General features: G+C 31.7%; 20 protein-coding genes and 1 pseudogene. 17 read left to right on the top strand and 4 right to left on the bottom strand.

What is annotated here, in order from left to right; translation table 11 throughout:
- Positions 1 to 38: 38 nt before the first annotated feature.
- Positions 39 to 449, bottom strand: a complete 411-nt coding sequence (locus HMPREF2642_RS03620; RefSeq protein WP_002432800.1) for an aggregation-promoting factor C-terminal-like domain-containing protein — start codon at positions 447 to 449, stop codon at positions 39 to 41.
- 407 nt (positions 450 to 856) lie between these two features.
- Between HMPREF2642_RS03620 and HMPREF2642_RS03615 the strand changes: the two genes are divergently transcribed.
- A complete protein-coding gene (locus HMPREF2642_RS03615) occupies positions 857 to 1543 on the top strand; it encodes a 2,3-diphosphoglycerate-dependent phosphoglycerate mutase (RefSeq protein WP_002432310.1) in 687 nt (228 codons plus the stop codon).
- A gap of 185 nt (positions 1544 to 1728) precedes the next feature.
- Here the strand turns inward: HMPREF2642_RS03615 and HMPREF2642_RS11540 are convergent, their stop codons facing one another.
- Positions 1729 to 1833 carry a putative metal homeostasis protein gene (locus HMPREF2642_RS11540; RefSeq protein WP_000762708.1) on the bottom strand — a complete coding sequence of 35 codons (105 nt, stop codon included), beginning with the start codon at positions 1831 to 1833 and terminating at the stop codon, positions 1729 to 1731.
- Positions 1834 to 2027: 194 nt separating this feature from the next.
- On the opposite strand from HMPREF2642_RS11540, the gene HMPREF2642_RS03610 reads away from it, so the two are divergent.
- The 5 genes from HMPREF2642_RS03610 to HMPREF2642_RS03590 all read left to right on the top strand — a co-directional run bounded on the left by HMPREF2642_RS03610 (position 2028) and on the right by HMPREF2642_RS03590 (position 6262).
- Positions 2028 to 3470, top strand: coding sequence for an MDR family MFS transporter (locus tag HMPREF2642_RS03610; RefSeq protein ID WP_002432632.1), 1443 nt, complete (start codon positions 2028 to 2030; stop codon positions 3468 to 3470).
- Between the two features lie 129 nt (positions 3471 to 3599).
- A complete protein-coding gene (locus HMPREF2642_RS03605) occupies positions 3600 to 4391 on the top strand; it encodes a transporter substrate-binding domain-containing protein (RefSeq protein ID WP_023351194.1) in 792 nt (263 codons plus the stop codon).
- A complete protein-coding gene (locus tag HMPREF2642_RS03600; RefSeq protein WP_002432695.1) occupies positions 4372 to 5091 on the top strand; it encodes an amino acid ABC transporter permease in 720 nt (239 codons plus the stop codon). The genes HMPREF2642_RS03605 and HMPREF2642_RS03600 overlap by 20 nt, the downstream gene beginning before the upstream one ends.
- Positions 5088 to 5813, top strand: coding sequence for an amino acid ABC transporter ATP-binding protein (locus HMPREF2642_RS03595; RefSeq protein ID WP_023351196.1), 726 nt, complete (start codon positions 5088 to 5090; stop codon positions 5811 to 5813). Before HMPREF2642_RS03600 ends, HMPREF2642_RS03595 begins: the two co-directional genes overlap by 4 nt.
- Before the next feature lie 104 nt (positions 5814 to 5917).
- The gene (locus tag HMPREF2642_RS03590; RefSeq protein WP_049428412.1) at positions 5918 to 6262 is read left to right on the top strand and encodes an ASCH domain-containing protein; all 345 of its coding nucleotides are present in this window, start codon (positions 5918 to 5920) and stop codon (positions 6260 to 6262) included.
- A gap of 49 nt (positions 6263 to 6311) precedes the next feature.
- Here the strand turns inward: HMPREF2642_RS03590 and HMPREF2642_RS03585 are convergent, their stop codons facing one another.
- Positions 6312 to 7562 carry an aminoacyltransferase gene (locus tag HMPREF2642_RS03585; RefSeq protein ID WP_070597707.1) on the bottom strand — a complete coding sequence of 417 codons (1251 nt, stop codon included), beginning with the start codon at positions 7560 to 7562 and terminating at the stop codon, positions 6312 to 6314.
- A 327-nt stretch (positions 7563 to 7889) separates the two neighbouring features.
- Between HMPREF2642_RS03585 and HMPREF2642_RS03580 the strand changes: the two genes are divergently transcribed.
- From HMPREF2642_RS03580 to HMPREF2642_RS03555, 7 genes and pseudogenes are all read left to right on the top strand, one after another.
- Entirely contained in the window at positions 7890 to 8249 is a 360-nt protein-coding gene (locus tag HMPREF2642_RS03580; RefSeq protein WP_002432307.1) for a DUF4467 domain-containing protein, read from the top strand.
- A gap of 28 nt (positions 8250 to 8277) precedes the next feature.
- Complete coding sequence (locus HMPREF2642_RS03575) at positions 8278 to 8865, top strand: DsbA family protein (protein ID WP_049428410.1); 588 nt, start codon at positions 8278 to 8280, stop codon at positions 8863 to 8865.
- Between the two features lie 259 nt (positions 8866 to 9124).
- Positions 9125 to 10078, top strand: a pseudogene (locus HMPREF2642_RS03570) (metal ABC transporter solute-binding protein, Zn/Mn family); the annotation flags it as partial.
- 161 nt (positions 10079 to 10239) lie between these two features.
- Complete coding sequence (locus HMPREF2642_RS03565; protein WP_047796655.1) at positions 10240 to 10707, top strand: SRPBCC family protein; 468 nt, start codon at positions 10240 to 10242, stop codon at positions 10705 to 10707.
- 84 nt (positions 10708 to 10791) lie between these two features.
- Positions 10792 to 10968: a hypothetical protein gene (locus tag HMPREF2642_RS11705; RefSeq protein ID WP_030063344.1), complete on the top strand. Its 177-nt coding sequence runs from the start codon at positions 10792 to 10794 to the stop codon at positions 10966 to 10968.
- A gap of 146 nt (positions 10969 to 11114) precedes the next feature.
- Complete coding sequence (locus HMPREF2642_RS03560; RefSeq protein ID WP_023351202.1) at positions 11115 to 11936, top strand: formate/nitrite transporter family protein; 822 nt, start codon at positions 11115 to 11117, stop codon at positions 11934 to 11936.
- Positions 11937 to 12107: 171 nt separating this feature from the next.
- Positions 12108 to 12644: a GNAT family N-acetyltransferase gene (locus tag HMPREF2642_RS03555; protein ID WP_064212209.1), complete on the top strand. Its 537-nt coding sequence runs from the start codon at positions 12108 to 12110 to the stop codon at positions 12642 to 12644.
- 112 nt (positions 12645 to 12756) lie between these two features.
- Here the strand turns inward: HMPREF2642_RS03555 and nikA are convergent, their stop codons facing one another.
- A complete protein-coding gene (nikA, locus tag HMPREF2642_RS03550) occupies positions 12757 to 14232 on the bottom strand; it encodes a nickel ABC transporter substrate-binding protein (RefSeq protein WP_049428403.1) in 1476 nt (491 codons plus the stop codon).
- A 343-nt stretch (positions 14233 to 14575) separates the two neighbouring features.
- On the opposite strand from nikA, the gene HMPREF2642_RS03545 reads away from it, so the two are divergent.
- The 4 genes from HMPREF2642_RS03545 (at position 14576) to cobA (ending at position 19044) form a co-directional block, all read left to right on the top strand.
- Positions 14576 to 15295 (top strand): sirohydrochlorin chelatase, encoded by a 720-nt coding sequence (locus HMPREF2642_RS03545; RefSeq protein WP_002432663.1) that lies wholly within the window; start codon positions 14576 to 14578, stop codon positions 15293 to 15295.
- Between the two features lie 96 nt (positions 15296 to 15391).
- Positions 15392 to 17797, top strand: a complete 2406-nt coding sequence (gene nirB, locus HMPREF2642_RS03540; protein WP_049428401.1) for a nitrite reductase large subunit NirB — start codon at positions 15392 to 15394, stop codon at positions 17795 to 17797.
- 3 nt (positions 17798 to 17800) lie between these two features.
- Positions 17801 to 18115 carry a nitrite reductase small subunit NirD gene (gene nirD, locus HMPREF2642_RS03535; protein WP_002432729.1) on the top strand — a complete coding sequence of 105 codons (315 nt, stop codon included), beginning with the start codon at positions 17801 to 17803 and terminating at the stop codon, positions 18113 to 18115.
- The gene (cobA, locus tag HMPREF2642_RS03530) at positions 18106 to 19044 is read left to right on the top strand and encodes a uroporphyrinogen-III C-methyltransferase (RefSeq protein ID WP_049428399.1); all 939 of its coding nucleotides are present in this window, start codon (positions 18106 to 18108) and stop codon (positions 19042 to 19044) included. Before nirD ends, cobA begins: the two co-directional genes overlap by 10 nt.
- Positions 19045 to 19196: the final 152 nt, after the last annotated feature.

The raw sequence follows: 19196 nt of genomic DNA, 5'->3' as shown, positions 1-19196 counted from the left end.
CAATCATTATATTTTTATAGGTTTAACCTAATTATAAATTACCAATACCCGTTAGCTTCGCGGAAAGAAATAGCATCATCTATAGAACCATAACGTTCTTTGGCATAATTAATCATACCTTTAGTTTGAGTAGCGACTGAACCATATCCCCATGATTGATTAGTTTGACCTAATCCATGATATTGTCCATTAGATGCATTTGGGTCTCCGCCTGATTCAGGAAGTACGATTTTTTCCCAAAGTGCTTTTGTACCTCCAGCTTTTATGAATTCTTGATATACTTCGCTTGTTGACTCACTACTTGCATTTGAGCTATGGCTAGATGATGTTTGAGTAGCTGTAGAATTATAATTTTGATTAGTATTTTCAGCAGCATGTGCATTACCGGCTTCTAAACCTGTAGCGCCTATTGAAACTGTAGCTAGAATTGCTAGTATTGATTTTTTCATAATTAATAACTCCTTTAACTAGAATCTGTCTGAAAATGCAGTTCATGATGCAAATATCACAGATCTATTTTGATTTGTGTCTTTCTAAAGTTGTAAATACACTATATCATCGCAATTGTTTTCATAGGTTACATCAAAGTAAAAATACAAAGTCAGATATTTTATTCATAAAACAAACATTTCAATATATCAATGTCTTGTGACAATATATTACGAAAATAGCCATACAATTACTTGGGAAAATAAGTTTTAACGGTCTATAATAATAGTAGTGAGAGAGAAAAATGAGGTCAGTTATTCATGTAATCATTAAGTCATGTTAGCAATCTCATTGTTATATTTACGCTCATGTTTTGAGATTGTGTAGTGGTTGATTACGTAATTTTAAATTAGGAAGGTGTTTTTTTATGCCAAAATTAATATTATGTCGTCACGGACAAAGTGAATGGAATGCTAAAAACTTATTTACCGGTTGGGCAGATGTGAAGTTGTCTGAACAAGGAATTGAAGAAGCTAAAACTGCAGGTGAAAAAGTAGCAGATAATAAATTAGAAATTGATGTTGCCTATACATCGTTATTAACTAGAGCTTTAGAAACAACACAATATATTTTAGCAGGTTCTAATCAACAGTGGATTCCAGTGCATAAAAGTTGGCGATTAAATGAACGTCACTATGGTGGATTACAAGGTTTAAATAAAGATGATGCACGTGAAAAATGGGGAGAAGAACAAGTTCATCAATGGAGACGTTCTTATGATGTGCAACCACCAGCAGAAAGTGAAGAACAACGTGAAGAATATTTAAACAATCGTAGATATAGACATTTAGATAAAAGAATGATGCCATATTCTGAAAGTTTAAAGGATACATTAGATCGCGTTGTGCCTATTTGGACTGATCGAATTTCACAACATCTATTAGATGGTGAAACTGTACTTGTGTCTGCACATGGTAACTCCATTAGAGCATTAATTAAATACCTTGAAAATTTATCTAGTGAAGAGATTGTTGGTTATGAAATAAAAACAGGTGCGCCACTTGTTTATGAATTAACTGATGATTTGGAAGTGAAAGATAAATACTATTTATAATAGACCAGAATAGAGTAAGCCATTAAATGATAAGTTTAAATCATTTAATGGCTTTTATTATGTGAAGTTATAAGTTGAAAGAATAATAAGGAAATTGTCTGGGAAATATGTCTTACTCATTTCGGGTAAATGATTAACATATCAAATTTAGATGTTTAAATATAAGTGTTAGAATTTAAAAGATTTTATTTCGCTCTTTTATGTTGTTTTATTATTTTCAGAGCACGTTTTCTTGTTTTTATATTTGGACTATTCAAATTGCGTCTAGCAGTTTGTAAATCTAATTTCATTTTATCTTCCTCCTTGTGTATCTATATTATGGAAGAAAATAATGCTTTTGTAAATAGTAATTATTACGATTTAACAGAATTACATAAGTCGTAGTATTTTTTAGAAACAAAAGTGAGCCAACTAAATGATTAACTTATTCAAAATATGTATAATAGGCAAATATCTGTTTGATGTTATAAAAGGGGGGAAGGTCATGTCTTTAAAAACAAAGTTAGTCATGATTATCACTATGTTACTTGGTGGATTTTTTGGTTTGTTAAATGAGACATTATTAACAACAGCTTTACCAAGTATAATGAAAGATTTTCACATTCAGTATTCTCAAGTTCAATGGTTAACAACAGCGTTTTTACTTACCAATGGAGTGGTTATTCCATTATCAGCATTAGTTATACAACGATTTACTACAAGACAAGTTTTCCTAACAGGAATTTTAATCTTCTTTGTAGGTACAATTGTTGGAGGTTTTAGTCCCAATTTTACTACGTTATTATTTGCAAGAATCGTTCAAGCTTTAGGTTCAGGTATTATGATGCCTTTAATGATGACGTCGATTCTAGATATCTTTGAACCTCATGAACGCGGTAAATATATGGGATTCTTCGGACTTGTGATTGGTTTAGCACCTGCGATTGGTCCGACATTATCTGGTTATTTAGTTGAATATTTTAATTGGAGATCTTTATTCCATGTTGTTGCTCCTATAGCAGCAATCACATTTATTATCGCCTTATTCACTGTTAAGAATGTAGGACAAAATATTAAAGTTCCTATTGATGTAATCTCAATTATATTATCTATATTAGGATTCGGTGGTTTACTTTATGGTACGAGCTCCATTTCACATGATGGTTGGGACGATCCAATAGTCTTGTCTACGATTATCGGCGGTATTATTTTAGTGGTGTTATTCATTTGGAGACAATCACGCTTGGATACGCCTTTACTCAATTTTGGTGTCTTTAAAAATAAACAATTTGCAATTGGTTTACTTATTATGGCAGTAACAATGATTTCTATGATCGGTTCAGAAACAGTATTACCAATGTTTGTTCAAAATTTATTAAATAAGCCCGCATTAGACTCAGGACTCATTTTATTACCTGGCGCAATCGTGATGGCTATCATGTCAATGACTTCAGGAGCAATGTATGAAAAGTTTGGTGCTAAGCCTTTAGCTATCATCGGAATGTTAATTGTAATCATAACAACTTCGTATTTTGTGGTGATGGATGAACATACCTCAACAGTAATGTTAGCTACAGTTTACGCGATTCGTATGATTGGTATAGCATTAGGATTAATGCCAGTAATGACACATACCATGAACCAATTAACTCCTGAAATGAATGCGCATGGCTCGTCTATGACTAACACCGTACAACAAGTGGCAGGTTCAATTGGAACAGCTGGATTAATTACTATTTTAAGTCAAGCGAGTCAACATTTTTCACCTAAAATGAGTGATTATAAAGGTATGAATAAACAAGAAATGGTCAGTCAAATTAAAATAGATACGATGTTGCATGGCTATCATGCAGGATTTTTATTTGCAGTGATAATTACGGTGATCAGTTTCTTATGCACATTTATGCTTAAAAAACGTACTAAAAAAGAAAAAGAACAAACATCATGAACGGTATAAAAAATATATTAGAACTTTCTGAACACTTGATATAAGGGAACTTCTTATTGACTATTACACTCTAAAGGGATAAAATATTTTTATTCCGATTAGAATAATAAGATTAAGGAGTTTAACTAAATGAAGAGACTTTTATTTTGCATTATCGCTTTAGTATTTGTATTGGCAGCATGTGGTAATAACGATTCATCAAGTGATAAAGATAGCAAATCAAGTAGTAAAGATGATAATACATTACGAGTAGGTACTGAAGGTACTTACGCACCATTCACTTTCCACAATAAACAAGATAAATTAACTGGTTACGATATTGATGTTATTAAAGCTGTAGCGAAAGCAGAAAACCTCAAATTAAAATTCAATGAAACATCATGGGATTCTATGTTTGCAGGTTTAGATGCAGGGCGCTTTGATGTCATTGCAAACCAAGTTGGTATCAATAAAGATAGAGAGAAGAAATATAAATTCTCTAATCCTTACACTTATTCAAGCGCAGTATTAGTTGTACGTGATAATGAGAAAAATATTAAATCATTTAATGATGTTAAAGGTAAAAAATTAGCACAAACATTCACTTCTAACTACGGTAAATTAGCAAAAGATAAAGGTGCCGAAATCACTAAAGTTGATGGTTTCAACCAATCAATGGATTTATTACTTTCTAAACGTGTGGATGCTACGTTTAATGATAGTTTATCTTATTTAGATTATAAGAAACAAAAACCTAATGCTAAGATCAAAGCTATTAAAGGTAACGCTGAACAAAATAAATCAGCTTTCGCATTTTCTAAGAAAGTAGATGATAAAACAATTAAAAAATTCAATGATGGTCTTAAGAAAATCAGAGATAATGGTGAATTAGCTAAAATAGGTAAGAAATGGTTTGGTCAAGATGTTTCTAAGTCTAAATAATGAACAGCAACACGCTTTAGATGCGGCTAAGCAAGCATTTGGTCCAATGTTAGAGGGATTGGTGAAATATTCAATCCCTATTACTATAGTTACATTTATTCTAGGCCTTGTTATTGCTTTGTTTACTGCATTAATGCGTATTTCAACAAGTAAAATTTTAAGAGGCATTGCACGCGTATATGTATCAATTATTCGTGGAACACCGATGATTGTTCAATTATTTATTATATTTTATGGTATTCCAGAATTAGGAAGACTCATTACGAATGATGCGGATAATCAATGGACTTTAGCACCGGTTGTAGCTGCTATAATAGGTTTATCATTCAACGTGGGAGCGTATGCATCTGAAATTATTCGTGGTGGTATTATTTCAATTCCTAAAGGGCAAACTGAAGCGGCGTATTCAATCGGAATGAATTATCGCCAAACAGTTCAACGAATTATATTACCTCAAGCAATACGTGTTTCTATACCAGCATTAGGTAATACATTTTTAGGATTAATTAAAGATACTTCACTATTAGGTTTCATTCTTGTGGCTGAAATGTTCAGAAAAGCACAAGAAGTTGCGTCTACTTCATACGAATATTTAACTATTTATATTTTAGTAGCAATTATGTACTGGGTTGTATGCTTTATCATCTCAATTATTCAAGGATGGTATGAATCACGCATTGAAAGAGGGTATCGCTCATGATTGAATTAAAAAATATCCATAAGTCTTTTAATGAGACCGAAGTGATTAAAGGCATTGATTTAACTGTAGATAAAGGTGAAGTTGTAACTTTAATAGGGCGTTCAGGTTCTGGTAAGACAACGTTACTTCGTATGATGAATGCTTTAGAGATTCCAACAGATGGTACAGTCTATGTTAATGGTAAAACTTATACTGAAAAGGATAAAAAATCTCAAATCGAAGTGCGCAAACAGTCTGGAATGGTCTTCCAAAATTATAATTTATTCCCACATAAATCTGCTTTAGAAAATGTGATGGAAGGACTTGTTACGGTTAAGAAAATGAAAAAGTCTGAAGCCGAACGTAAATCAATGGAATTATTAGAAAAAGTTGGACTTGATCACGTGAAAGACCAACGTCCTCATGCTTTATCAGGTGGACAACAACAACGTGTTGCCATTGCTCGAGCATTAGCAATGAATCCTAAGGTCATGCTATTTGATGAACCTACATCAGCACTTGATCCAGAATTAGTTAATGATGTTTTGAAGGTGATTAAAGAACTCGCTGATGAAGGTATGACGATGGTCATTGTGACGCATGAAATGCGATTTGCTAGGGAAGTCTCAAATCATACAGTTTTTATTCATGAAGGTAAAATTGCTGAGCAAGGCTCGCCAGACGAAATGTTTAATCAACCTCAAACTGAGGAATTAAAACGCTTTTTAAATGTAATTAAATAAGTTTGATATATGCTATGCTGACGGTTATTTGACGTTTGCATAGCTTTTTTATGTTAAAATAATTATAAATTAATTTTCACAAAGAAGATTTGAGGAGTGAAATAATGGAACACTCGATGAAGTTAAATGTGGAGCCATTCGAAGCCATTCGTAATCATAGGAAAACGGTAGAAATTAGACTGAATGATGAGAAAAGACAAAAAGTTAAAATTGGTGACACGATTGTCTTTACAAATATAGACGACTCGGAGAAAAAAATGAGAGTCAAAGTAACTGAAAAGCGAGTTTTTGATACATTTCAAAAGTTATTTAACTACTATGATAATGCTGAAATAGGTTATGAGACAGACGCGACCTTGGCGCAAAAAGTAGCAAGTATTTATTCCATCTATAACCAAACTGATGAATTAAATTATGGTGTAGTTGCTTTAAAAATAGAGCTTGTATAATATAAAAGGATCACATCTAAAGGGGAGTTTAGATGTGATCCTTTTTAATTTATGATTTGCGATTTTCTAAGATTTCTTTTAGTTTGTAGAATATAGGTTTTATTGGTTTAACAAAATCACCAATATATTCATAAACGTCAGCATTGAAACCTTCTTTGAATTTTTGTACACCTGCGTCTTCAGCATCTTCACTAAAGTCTCCAGTGATACCATAGAAATTATAACGATTAATATCATGCTCTTTAGCAAATTTAATCATTTCCCACTGTAAACGGTAAGCACCCATATAAGCATTATATTTAGGGTTTGAACCACTAGAGAGATAATATACTTCATGGTCATTATAAATATATAACGCAGCGGCTAGATTAAGTACTTGTCCTTCTTTAGCAATCTTATCTTTAGTTTGATTAATTTTACGTTCATTACTATCATATTGCTGTTTTACTTGCGTGTGTTTAGTTTTATTTTTCTTAGAATTTGGATTTTCTTCTAATGTTTTTTCAACTTCTTTTAGTTGTTTTTCTAAGTTATCATGTTTTTCTTGTAATGTATTTAGGTAGTCTTGTAAGTCTATATAAGCAAGTTTCAGCATTGCATGATCTTCATACGTTTTTTGCATATCTTCGAAGTAAGGTTTTTCACGGAATTTGAAACCATGTTTTTCCTCAGCCATTTGGAACAATTCAAAGAATGTGTCTGTTTCTTCTATAGGAAGTGTTTTAACTTGAACACCCATCTCATAAGTTTTCTTAATATTACGACGTGTTTGGTAATCCATTTCTTTTAATAGTTGATCTTCAGTCTTGTCTTTAAGATCTAATACTGATAGCCAACGAATTTGGCTCATTGTATCATAGCCGACTGTATAACCTTGATGTTTATAACCTAAATCTTCCATTGTTTTGATGAATGGTCGATTGTCGAATGATTCGATAATCTCACCATCAGCGTTTCTCAAGTTTTCTAGTAGGTAAGGATCAACAAGAACGTATAAGCAGTTACGTTTTTTTAAGTAATCTGTAAGAGATTTAAAGAAGAAACGAACTAATGATTGATTATTATAATCCATTACTGGACCTCTATGTGTGTAGAAATATTTAAAGAATTTAAGCGAGCGTGCCTCTGTTAAAAGGCAACCAGCAATGACTTTGTCATCTTCATCTTTAACTCCTACAAGATGAACATCGCCTTTCATTTTATTACGGTTATCAAAATGTATACTTGATTGTGTATAATGTGAAAAATTTTCTGAAGTAAATTGATCGAATTCTTCAGAAGATAAGTTAACAAATTTCATCATTAATCTTCCCCTCTAAATCTATTTAGTTATCTAAATTGTCATGATTTATCTATTTTACCAAACCCAAGTCATCATTACACATAATAACACAAAACATTGCATCATACTTTTGTATGAGATAAATTTACCCCAACTTAAATTTAATTAATAGAAAAATCACAAAAAATAAAAACAACTAGCTTCGTTGTAACACTCATTATGTGATAATATTTATAATGAAAGAATGGAATCTAACATGGGACAATAAATGAAGAATGTATAGATTTTCAAGGTAATTTATTTTTTCTATAGATAAAATAGGTTGAAAAGGTAGGAGTGAGTAGTTTGAAGAAATTAGCAGTTGCTTTATCAGTAGTAGCACTTATATTGGCGGGATGTAGTAGTGGTAAATATACTGATAAAATTGATAAAGCTGTAAAAATGCAAGACAAAAAACAAGAAAAAATAGCTAAGCACGATACAGGAGATGAAGTAAAACACTTTGATAAGAAAGATGCGAATATTTATGTATTTAAAAAAGGTAAATACGTTATTCTTGCATATAAACCTTTGAGTGATGATGCTGAAGTGCATTATTACACATATGAGTTTAAAGGCAAAAAAGCGCATTACAAAGAAAACTTTAACTCCAAAGGTTATTATGAAGAACATGAACCTGATTACAAGGAAGAAAACATGAATTAATCGTTGTATAGCTACAAAGGGAGTACTAATGAAAAAATTAATTGGAATTATAGCCATTTTAACCATCATTTTTATATATGGGTGTTCAAAACAACCAAGTTCTATTAAAGCTAAACAAGATGGCAAGCCATTAATAGTTATGTATGGAGATTTTAAATGTCCATATTGTAAAAAAGTAGAAGATAAAGTGATGCCAAAGTTGAGAAATAAATATATTGATAAAAATAAAGTTAAGTTTCAATATGTGAACCTTGCCTTTATAGGAAAGGACTCAATTATTGGTTCAAGAGCACAACAAGCAGTAAATCATTATGCACCAAAGTATTCACTCCAATTTCAAAAGTTAATGTTTGAACATCAAAAAGACGAAGATAAGAAATGGATTACACATACATTAATAGATAAACAAATTGATAAATTAAACATTAGTAATAAAACTAAAGATAAGATTAAAACAAATTATAAAACTAAAAATTCAACATCATGGAAAGCTGCTGAAAAAGATAAAAAACTAGGTAAGGAACATCATATAAAACAAACTCCTACAGTATTCATTGAAGGTAAAAAAGTTAAAGATCCATATGATTTTAGTAGTTATCAAAAACTTTTAGAATAGTAATTTTCTTTAATGAAGAGTAGGGCATAAATAATTTTAAAGAATATAATATGTCAATCTTCTTTGCAAATGTCGACAAGGCTTAAGCTTTTGTCGGCATTTTTTATTTTTAAAAGTTACTTGCAGATGATGCACAATAAAACTACCAATAGTTCTATTTTCCAAATGATTGTGAGAAATATTTTTAAAAGCCCTTGTCAATTCAGAAATAAAAGTATATACTTTTAAATCGTAATAATTACTATTTAGGAGGTTGTTTATGAAAAGACTATTGAGTTTATTAGTCATTCTCCCTTTATTTGCCCTCATTTTAACGGCGTGTGGAAATGATAATAATAAAAAAGAAGATGGTAAGATTACTATCAATACTACAGTTTATCCACTTAAATCTTTTGCAGAACAAATTGGTGGTAAACATGTAAACGTTAAATCAATTTATCCAGCAGGTACTGATTTACATACCTATGAGCCAACACAAAAGGATATCTTAAATGCGAGTAAGGCAGATTTATTTATCTATACAGGTGATGATTTAGATCCAGTTGCTAAAAAAGTAGCAGGAACAATCAAAGATAAAGATAAGAAATTATCTTTACAAGATAAATTAAGTAAAAGTAGTTTACTTCCTGATCATCACCATCATGGAGAAGAGCATGAGGAACACGAACATCATCATCATGGTGAATATGACCCGCACATTTGGCTAGACCCAAAAATGGATCAAACATTCGCTAAAGAAATCAAAGATGCTTTAATTAAGAAAGATCCAAAACATAAGAAAGAATATGAAAAGAATTACAAAAAACTTAACAAAGAACTTGCTAATTTAGATAAAGAAATGAAGAAAGTAACTAAAGACAAGAAAGATAATGTTGTATTTATCTCACATGAGTCAATCGGTTATCTAGCTCATAGATACGGATTTAAGCAAGAAGGTGTTCAAAATATGAATGCAGAGGATCCATCGCAAAAAGAATTAACTCAAATTGTTAAAGAGATAAGAGCTAGTAAAGCGAAATATATTCTTTATGAGGATAATGTAGCAAATAAAGTTACAGATACAATTCGTAAAGAAACAGATGCTAAACCGCTTAAGTTTTACAACATGGAATCTTTAAATAAAGATCAACAAGAAGAAAAAGACTTGTCTTATCAAAAATTAATGAGAGAAAATATTAAAAACTTAGAAAAGTCATTATCAAGTAATGTGAAAGAACAATAATTAATTCTTAACCACCGAAGCATGGTTTTTTATTACGTTGGTTAAATTGAGAGCCTCCATTCATATGAGTGGGGGCATTTTATTATTTGTTATTTGACGAATTTTGTTACTATATAATCATTAAAATAAAAGATAAAGTGTGAGGGTTCGTTATGCCAATTAAAAAAGAAAAAAATAGAATTATTTTTTCTAGAACATTTCAAGCATCTATTGAAAAAGTATTTGATGCTTATACTAAGAAAGAATTATTTGAACAGTGGTTTCATCCTAAAGGCGCTTCAATAGAGGTTTATCATTTTAACGCTGTTGAGGGTGGAGAGGCGTTTTTCGCGATTCAAGCGCCTAACATGACAAGTTATACTGTTACTGAATATCAAAAAGTAGACAAACCTAATCATATTGAATATCTAGATTACTTTGCTAATTCTAAAGGTGAGAAAGATACTTCAATGCCTGGTATGCAAATTTTCATGAATTTTGAAGAGCAAAATGGCCAAACAACAGTTACCTCAACATCAGTATTTCCAACTCAAGAAGCAGCTCAACAAGCATTAGATATGGGCGTTGAGCAAGGGATGGACTCAACTTTAGATCAATTAGATAAGTTACTTAAATCTTAGTTGTCAAAAATCTGTCAGAGTCAGTCGCTTTTTTTTCAATTATAATTGGTATAGAAATCAATTATTTGTTAAAGAGGTATTATTATGAAAAAAAGATATTTAAAAGTATTGGGATTGTACACATTTACTACAGGCATCTCGTCTATCGTAATTAACTCAAATTGTGTATCTAATAAAATGCTGAGATTTATTTTAAGAACTGCATTGGGTTATGGCATTTTCGCGTATAGTTTACATTTTTTAGCACAACGTAAACATTAACTATAACTAAAGGTGAATAGCTTTATATCGCCCTAGGTACAGGGCGATATTTTTATTAGAAATTTTATTATAGAGATACACAATACATAGATGAATTAATATAATGTATTATTATAAATGTTGAGTTTAATTAAGGAGAGGATCGCATGATACATAATAATAAAAATGTTCAAGATACACATGCAACAAAGACAATTGTTCAAAATATTGCCGGGCAAGTACAAATGAAAGAGGTTATGGCTGATAAAACTCCGAGTCGATATGCTTTAAAATCAATGATGGCCGGTTTTTTACTTTCAATTGTTACAGTGTTTATGTTAGCAATCAAAACCCAATTTGCTTCAACACATATTGACGGCTTAATCAATTTGATGGGTGCAATTTCATTTAGTTTAGGGCTAGTGCTTGTTGTATTAACTCATTCTGAATTACTTACAAGTAATTTCATGTATTTAACCGTCGGCTGGTATTATAAAGTTATAAGTATGAAGAAAGTGACGTGGATATTCATCTTTTGTTTCATAGGAAATATTGTCGGTGGATTTATACTATTCTTCTTACTTAAATTTTCTCATGTAATGACACCAGAGATGACCAATAGTTTAACGACACTGGTACATAAGAAAACAGTTGAATCTACATGGTTGAGTATATTAATTAAAGGTATATTTTGTAATTTCTTTATCAATATTGGCATCTTCATTTCTCTACAATTTAAAGAGGGCTTAGCAAAAGCGTTTTTCATCGCTTGTGGTGTGATTGTCTTTGTATTTATGGGTTATGAACACGTAGTATTTAACGCAGGTCTTTATGCAGGAATGATATTCTTTAATATCGAGGCATTGTCTTGGTTAGACGTGTTAAAGAATATTGTTTTTGCATTTATTGGTAACTATATCGGTGGCGGTATATGTGTTGGTTTAGTTTACGCGTATCTTAATGGGAAACGTGATAGTTTAACTGAATAATTGGTTAAGCAGGTTCATATAGATGGATCTGCTTATTTTTTTAAAAAGATGGTTAAAATTGAAAACAACTTTAAATATAGTCTGAGCTTCTTAAGCTTAATCAATGGACGTTCGTTTGATTAAAAGTTAGCCTATTATTCAAGTAGAATGTTAGATTTTGGGAGTGAAATTATGTCAGAGACAAATATAAGAATTGCCAACATGGGAGATGCAGAGGAGCTACATCAATTAATGTATGATGCTTTCACACCATTAAGAGAGCTAGGAATTGATTGGCCTTCAGTCAATGCAGATTTAGAAATGGTTAAAAATAATTTAGAAAACAATACGACCTTTGTTATGGTAAAGGGCAATGAAATTATTTCTACAATTACTGTACGTTATCCTTGGGGCAGTGTGAGAAGTATTTCTGGATATCCTTTTATATGGTGGTTTGCGACTAAACCATCTTATGATGGTCAGGGCTATGGTAGTCAATTGCTACGTTATGTTGAAGAGGATTTTTTAAGAGATACATTAAAAGCGGCAGCTGTAACTTTAGGTACCTCTGCAAGACTCCATCCTTGGTTACTTAAAATTTATGAAAAAAGAGGCTATGAAGTATATGCTGAACATGAAAATGATGATGGTGATTTAGGAGTCATAATGCGTAAAATTTTAATCCCTGAACGTTTTGAAGAACAAATATTAGGGCAACCACCATTTTAAGACAACTATGAGTATCATTGTCTAAGTATTAAAAGTCTTTATTAGTAAAATAAAAAACTCCTTATAAAGTAGACATTTCAAATTGAATACTTTATAGGGAGTTTTTATATAATTATTCTTTTTTACTTACTTTGTAATCAATAAGGTAAATTGATTCAGGAGTGACATTGAAATTTTTAACTTTACTACTTACGCCATCAATTTGATCATTGTACGTAATATAACTATTTGGAATGTCTCCTTTAGACTTTTCTAAAATTTCATTGGTAACTGATGCACGTTGTTTTTCACCAAAAGAGGTGTTTAATTTTTTAATAAGTTGAGTGACTTCTTTATTATTATAATGTCCTTTATTGAGTGCACCGTTAGGCAAATATGCAGTATTGAAGAAATAGCCAGTATCTCCTCGAGGTATAGTTAAATAACTATACATAGACACATCCCAAGCTTTTGGATCTTTAAGGTAACCATCTATATCATCTACATTACGTAACTGAATATCAATATTAGCTTTTTTAGCTTCTGATTGGATCACTTGGCCAATTTTAGGTAATTCTGGACGACCATCGTATGTGACCATGTTAATTTTAAGTGGATGTGACTTACTAAATCCTTCTTGTGCTAATAATTTTTTAGCCTTTTCAATATCTTGGGGTTGAACTTTATCGTTTTCCACATTTTTTAATCGATCATTAAATGGAGTTGAGGCAGGCTTAGCATAATTTTTAGAAATGTTTTTAGCGATTTCTTTACGATTAATAACCATGTCTAATGCTTCTCGAACATTTTTATTAATCTTTTTACTTTGATGATTGTATAACAGTAGATGTGTTCGGAAACCTGATGTATTTTGGATATTAGCTTTCTTAGAATTTTTTACATCACTTATACGATCGATAGGAACATCTGTGGTTAAATCCGATTTACCAGATAATAAGTTATCAACGCGTGTATTACCATCTTCATGATAAGTGACATTTACTTTATTGAGTTTTGGTTTTCCTTGCCAATAATCTTTGAACTTTGTGAGTTCAAGCTTCTGTGCGCGTTTATAGTTATCTATTTGGTATGGACCTGTTCCGACTGGTTTGTCGGTAACTTTACTTTTGGCTTTAGTATCATAAATTGCCGCAAACGGACTGGCTAGTTCTGATTTTAATTCTGGATAAGGTTCTTCTGTAGTAATCGTCACTTTTTGACCTTTAGCAGAAATTGATTTAATAGGTAATGACCCCTTTAATAAATCACTTTTTTTCATTCCCTCTTCTAAACTTGATTTCACAGCATTCCCAGTCAATTTATGACCATTTTGGAATTTAATATTATCTTTTAATGTCAATTCGAGGGTGTTATCAGATTTTTGATGTGTGCTTTTAACTAGTAATGGTTTAACTTTACCGTCTTTTGACATTTTGAAAAGTGATTCCAAAGCACCTACTTTAACAGGAATATCGGTTTCATAGGGGGCGATTGATTTTGTTTTCAAGGGAATTTCAACATTTAATGTATTTTTATCAGAGTTTGATTTCCCTCCACAACTTGCTAAAATAAAAGATACTAATATGGTAAGGATTAAAATTTTCTTCATTAAACAAGTCCTTTCTTAACATGAACATTGAATTTATTGAAGCAACTTATGTCTAACATTAAAAGTAACATTTATTTAGTATTTATGTTTGAAGTGATTGCGTTATGATGTTAAACCTTATTATTTTTAATTTTAGACATATTTGTTAACTACCAATATATTGATTATATAACTTATAAAGAAAAATTTAAAATTTTCGTCAGATTTAATGACATGACATTTATTATGAGGAATTCCCCTCATGTTTGAGATAAGGGTATTCCCTACTTTTCAAAAATAATGTGAATAAAATCACAATTAATCAAAAAATTATTATACAATGCAGATGAAAGGATTGGTAATAGTGATAGGTAATATCTTAGTGGCACACGGTATGAGGAAAGGTCAACAAAATGAGGCACTAGAGGAGTTTATTACTACACTTTTAAAAGATGAAGATTATCATTATGAGCTTGCATTTTTAGAAAGTGATACACAAAATCTTGAATTGACTATGGAAAAAATGATTAAGCAAGGTGTGACACGATTTAGAATTGTACCCTTACTTATATTCAGAGCGATGCATTATATAGGCGACATACCTGAGATTTTAAAAAGCATGAAAGAGAAATATCCTCATATTAATAGTGAAATGAGTGAGCCACTTGGTACGCATCCTTATATGAAGGATTTAGTTGAAAGAAGAATGGCAGATGTAGACTTACCAGCTAATGCGAATGTAGCAACAGTCATCATTGCACATGGTAACGGTAGTGGTCGTTTCACAAAAGCCCATGAAGAATTAAAAGAATTTGTGAAAAGTATTGATTCAAATAAACCAGTATACGCGAGAGCACTATATGGTGTAATGACATTTAAAAATGATTTGGATGAAATATCTAAAAAATACGATGATTTAATCATCGTACCGCTATTTTTATTTGATGGCCGTTTAGTTAATAAAGTTAAGCGTTTAATATCAGAAATGGATATTCATTGTAATCTTCATATTACACCATCTATTAATTTTGACCACATTTTAAAATTAATTATTCGCGCACGTATAGAACAATTAGCTGTATAAATAATCACTAAATACTTAGCTTCCTTAGTTTAGACTCTTTTACCAATCCTTTAGTAATAAATTATAGATTAATTTTTACATTAGAGGAGCATATATATGTCTAAACAAAAATTAGTAATGATTGGTAACGGTATGGCAGGTATACGAACTATAGAAGAACTGATTAGTCGAGATGCGAATCGCTATGATATCACAGTAGTCGGTAAAGAACCTTATCCAAACTATAATCGAATTATGTTATCCAATATTTTACAAAATAAAATGACTGTCGAAGAGACGATTATGAACAGTTATGAATGGTATGAAGAAAATCATATTACACTTATCAATAATGACCCAGTTGAAAAGGTAAATCGACAATCTAAAAAAATTATTACACAAAAAGGTATAGAACTAGAATATGATATTTGTATTTTCGCAACAGGTTCTAAAGCTTTTGTGTTACCCATTGAGGGGTCTAACTTACCGAGTGTTATCGGGTGGAGAACGATACAAGATACAGAACAAATCATCGATATCGCTAGTAAAAAGAAAAAAGCTATTGTCATCGGTGGTGGGCTACTTGGATTAGAGTGCGCACGTGGTTTATTAGACCAAGGTATGGATGTCACAGTACTTCATCTTGCTGAATGGTTAATGGAGATGCAACTGGATAGAAAAGCTGGCGATATGTTGAGGGCGGATCTTGAAAAGCAAGGCATGAAATTTGAATTGCAAGCCAACTCAAAACGCATTATAGGTGATGAGGATGTTGAAGCTGTTGAATTAGCGGACGGACGTGTGATTGAGACAGATTTAGTCGTTATGGCTGTAGGAATTAGACCTTATACAGAGGTGGCTAAAGATGCTGGATTAGATGTTCAAAGAGGTATTGTAGTCAATGATTTTCTACAAACGTCCGATTCAAATATCTATGCAATTGGAGAATGTGCTGAACACAATGGTAAAGTTTATGGTTTAGTTGCACCACTTTATGAACAGGGTAAAGTTCTTGCTGACTATTTAACTGGAAATGAAACAGAAGGTTACAAAGGGTCAACAACTTTCACTTCTTTAAAGGTTTCTGGTTGTGATTTATACAGTGCTGGTCAGATTGTTGAAAATGATGACATACACGGTATCGAGATTTTTAATAGCATTGACAATATTTATAAAAAGGTATATTTAAATCAAGGACAAGTTGTAGGAGCAGTACTTTATGGAGATACAGATGATGGATCTCGATTTTATAATATGATGAAGAAACATGAATCCCTCGAAGATTATACGCTTGTCTCATTATTACACAAAGGTGATGATACATGTTCAGTTTCAATTGCTGATATGGCAGATGATGAAACAATTTGTGGTTGTAATGGTGTCAATAAAGGTACGATAGTGAACGCTATTACTAAAGAAGGTCTTACATCTGTCAATGAAGTAACCCAATCTACTAAAGCAGGTAATTCATGTGGTAAATGTAAAAAACAAATAGGAGAAATACTTCAATATACACTCGGGGATGACTTTGTAGCTGCAAAACCTTCAGGAATATGCAGTTGTACAGAACTTACTAGAGATCAAATTGTGACTCAAATCAGAGCTAAAGGTCTTAAAACATCCAAGGAAGTAAGACATGTGTTGAATTTTAAAGATAAAAATGGATGCCCTAAATGTCGTCCTGCAATTAATTATTATCTAAATATGGTATATCCATTTGAGCATCAAGATGAACAAGACTCTCGATTTGCAAATGAGCGTTATCATGCCAATATACAAAATGATGGTACATTTTCTGTCATACCTCAAATGAGAGGGGGCGTAACAGATCCAGACCAGCTTATTAAACTTGGAGAAGTTGCTAAGAAATACAATGTGCCACTCGTAAAAGTAACAGGATCACAACGTATTGGATTATATGGCTTAAACAAAGAAGAATTACCTAATGTATGGAAGGATTTAGGGATGCGTTCAGCTTCCGCTTATGGTAAAAAAACGCGTTCTGTAAAAAGTTGTGTCGGAAAAGAATTTTGCCGTTTTGGTACACAATACACAACTCGTCTAGGTATTCGTCTCGAAAAAACTTTCGAATATATTGATACACCTCATAAGTTTAAAATGGGCGTCTCCGGTTGCCCTAGAAGTTGTGTAGAATCTGGTGTGAAAGACTTCGGTGTCATCTCAGTTGAAAATGGATACCAAATATATATTGGTGGCAATGGAGGTACTGATGTTACAGTCGGACAATTACTAACAACAGTAGAAACTGAAGATGAAGTCATTCAATTATGCGGTGCTTTAATGCAATATTATAGAGAAACTGGTATTTATGCCGAGAGAACTGCACCGTGGATTCGTCGATTAGGTTTTGAAAATGTGAAAGAAGTTTTATTAGATAAAGAAAGACAAGAAGAATTATTTAATAGAATTATGGAAGCGAAAAAAGCTATAGAAAATGAACCATGGCAAGCCATTGTAGAAAATAAAAATGCACAAAAAATCTTTGAAGTTGAGAAGGTGTAAGAGATGAAAGCAATGGAAAAGGTGAAAGTTACAACATTAGATGCGTTAACACCACTTATAGGTAAAAAAGTCATTGTAGATAATAAAGAAATTGGAATATTTCTTACTGAAAAGGGAGATGTTTACGCTGTAAGTAATATCTGTCCGCATAAAAAAGGTCCATTGTCTGAAGGGACTGTAAGTGGAAATTATGTTTACTGTCCTTTACATGACCAAAAAATAGATTTGTTATCTGGAAAAGTACAAGAGCCAGATTCAGGTTGTGTCCAAACCTATACTGTTGAGGTTATCGATAATGAGGTTTATATATGTCTTTAAAATCAATGGGAAAGGTATATTTAATTGGGGCAGGACCTGGTAACCCTAATTTATTAACTAAAAAAGCAGAACGTATCATTAGAAATGCAGATGTCATTCTCTATGATCGTTTAGTCAATCCTCTTATTCTACAGTATTCAAGTTTTCAAACTGAACTGATTGATGTAGGGAAAAAACCTTACTGCAAACACATTCAACAAGAGGATATCAATCAAAAAATAGTTCAAATGGCTGAAAAATACCAATGTGTTGTACGCTTAAAAGGTGGAGATCCTGCTATATTTGGCAGGGTTACTGAAGAAATTAATACTTTAAAATCATATGGCATTGAACATGAAATTATACCAGGCGTGACATCAGCAAGTGCTGCAGTGGCCTCTCTCAATATAGGATTAACTATGAGAGGAATAGCGCCGAGTGTAACTTTTTCAACTGGACATTTTAAAGAGTCTACTAATAAAGATATTGATATAAGAAATTTAATGAATGGTGGAACTTTGGCCATTTACATGGGAATTAAACGACTAGGTGCAATCATCGAACAAATTAAAAATTATACTAGTGAAGATTATCCAATAGCTATCGTTTTTAATGCTACTTGCTATAATCAAAAAGTGATTACCGGGAATCTAAGTACGATTGAACAACTATTAAATGAAGATAATTCAGAGGGACAACCGGGAATTTGTATATTAGGTCCATTGGTGAATGAAATAGATAAAATGGTATTGGATAGCACCATGGAAGATATCAATCATATTTTGTACGTGATTAATGGAGATAAAGAAACTGCTATGTTAAAAGCTGAAGCATTGTATGAAGAAGGGAAGAATTGTTTACTTAATTTTGATAATAGTTACCATCATACTCAACAAGTATTATACAAAAATATAATGGACCAACACGATATTAGTTATATTCAAGTATAAATAGAATTAATTTTGATACTCCTCGGAAGCGTGGGGCGACAAATTGGATTCACTCGAATTCAATATTGTCGTCCCTTTTTTAGGGATTAAAACTATTCAATTAGGTATTTCCCTAATATTAAAACTTTGTGAAAAAATGTACAATCATTGTG

This window comes from Staphylococcus sp. HMSC055A09, assembly GCF_001809655.1.
GTDB classification, from domain to species: domain Bacteria; phylum Bacillota; class Bacilli; order Staphylococcales; family Staphylococcaceae; genus Staphylococcus; species Staphylococcus capitis.
The sequence above is the reverse complement of the archived record's forward strand: the minus strand, read 5'-3'. Positions and strand labels throughout refer to the sequence as shown.

Bases quoted from the DNA above. Each gene is read 5' to 3' on its own strand.
- HMPREF2642_RS03620 (WP_002432800.1), bottom strand. From the start codon at position 449: ATGAAAAAATCAATACTAGCAATTCTAGCTACAGTTTCAATAGGCGCT.
- HMPREF2642_RS03615 (WP_002432310.1), top strand. From the start codon at position 857: ATGCCAAAATTAATATTATGTCGTCACGGACAAAGTGAATGGAATGCT.
- HMPREF2642_RS11540 (WP_000762708.1), bottom strand. From the start codon at position 1,833: ATGAAATTAGATTTACAAACTGCTAGACGCAATTTGAATAGTCCAAAT.
- HMPREF2642_RS03610 (WP_002432632.1), top strand. From the start codon at position 2,028: ATGTCTTTAAAAACAAAGTTAGTCATGATTATCACTATGTTACTTGGT.
- HMPREF2642_RS03605 (WP_023351194.1), top strand. From the start codon at position 3,600: ATGAAGAGACTTTTATTTTGCATTATCGCTTTAGTATTTGTATTGGCA.
- HMPREF2642_RS03600 (WP_002432695.1), top strand. From the start codon at position 4,372: ATGTTTCTAAGTCTAAATAATGAACAGCAACACGCTTTAGATGCGGCT.
- HMPREF2642_RS03595 (WP_023351196.1), top strand. From the start codon at position 5,088: ATGATTGAATTAAAAAATATCCATAAGTCTTTTAATGAGACCGAAGTG.
- HMPREF2642_RS03590 (WP_049428412.1), top strand. From the start codon at position 5,918: ATGGAACACTCGATGAAGTTAAATGTGGAGCCATTCGAAGCCATTCGT.
- HMPREF2642_RS03585 (WP_070597707.1), bottom strand. From the start codon at position 7,562: ATGAAATTTGTTAACTTATCTTCTGAAGAATTCGATCAATTTACTTCA.
- HMPREF2642_RS03575 (WP_049428410.1), top strand. From the start codon at position 8,278: ATGAAAAAATTAATTGGAATTATAGCCATTTTAACCATCATTTTTATA.
- HMPREF2642_RS03565 (WP_047796655.1), top strand. From the start codon at position 10,240: ATGCCAATTAAAAAAGAAAAAAATAGAATTATTTTTTCTAGAACATTT.
- HMPREF2642_RS11705 (WP_030063344.1), top strand. From the start codon at position 10,792: ATGAAAAAAAGATATTTAAAAGTATTGGGATTGTACACATTTACTACA.
- HMPREF2642_RS03560 (WP_023351202.1), top strand. From the start codon at position 11,115: ATGATACATAATAATAAAAATGTTCAAGATACACATGCAACAAAGACA.
- HMPREF2642_RS03555 (WP_064212209.1), top strand. From the start codon at position 12,108: ATGTCAGAGACAAATATAAGAATTGCCAACATGGGAGATGCAGAGGAG.
- nikA (WP_049428403.1), bottom strand. From the start codon at position 14,232: ATGAAGAAAATTTTAATCCTTACCATATTAGTATCTTTTATTTTAGCA.
- nirB (WP_049428401.1), top strand. From the start codon at position 15,392: ATGTCTAAACAAAAATTAGTAATGATTGGTAACGGTATGGCAGGTATA.
- nirD (WP_002432729.1), top strand. From the start codon at position 17,801: ATGAAAGCAATGGAAAAGGTGAAAGTTACAACATTAGATGCGTTAACA.
- cobA (WP_049428399.1), top strand. From the start codon at position 18,106: ATGTCTTTAAAATCAATGGGAAAGGTATATTTAATTGGGGCAGGACCT.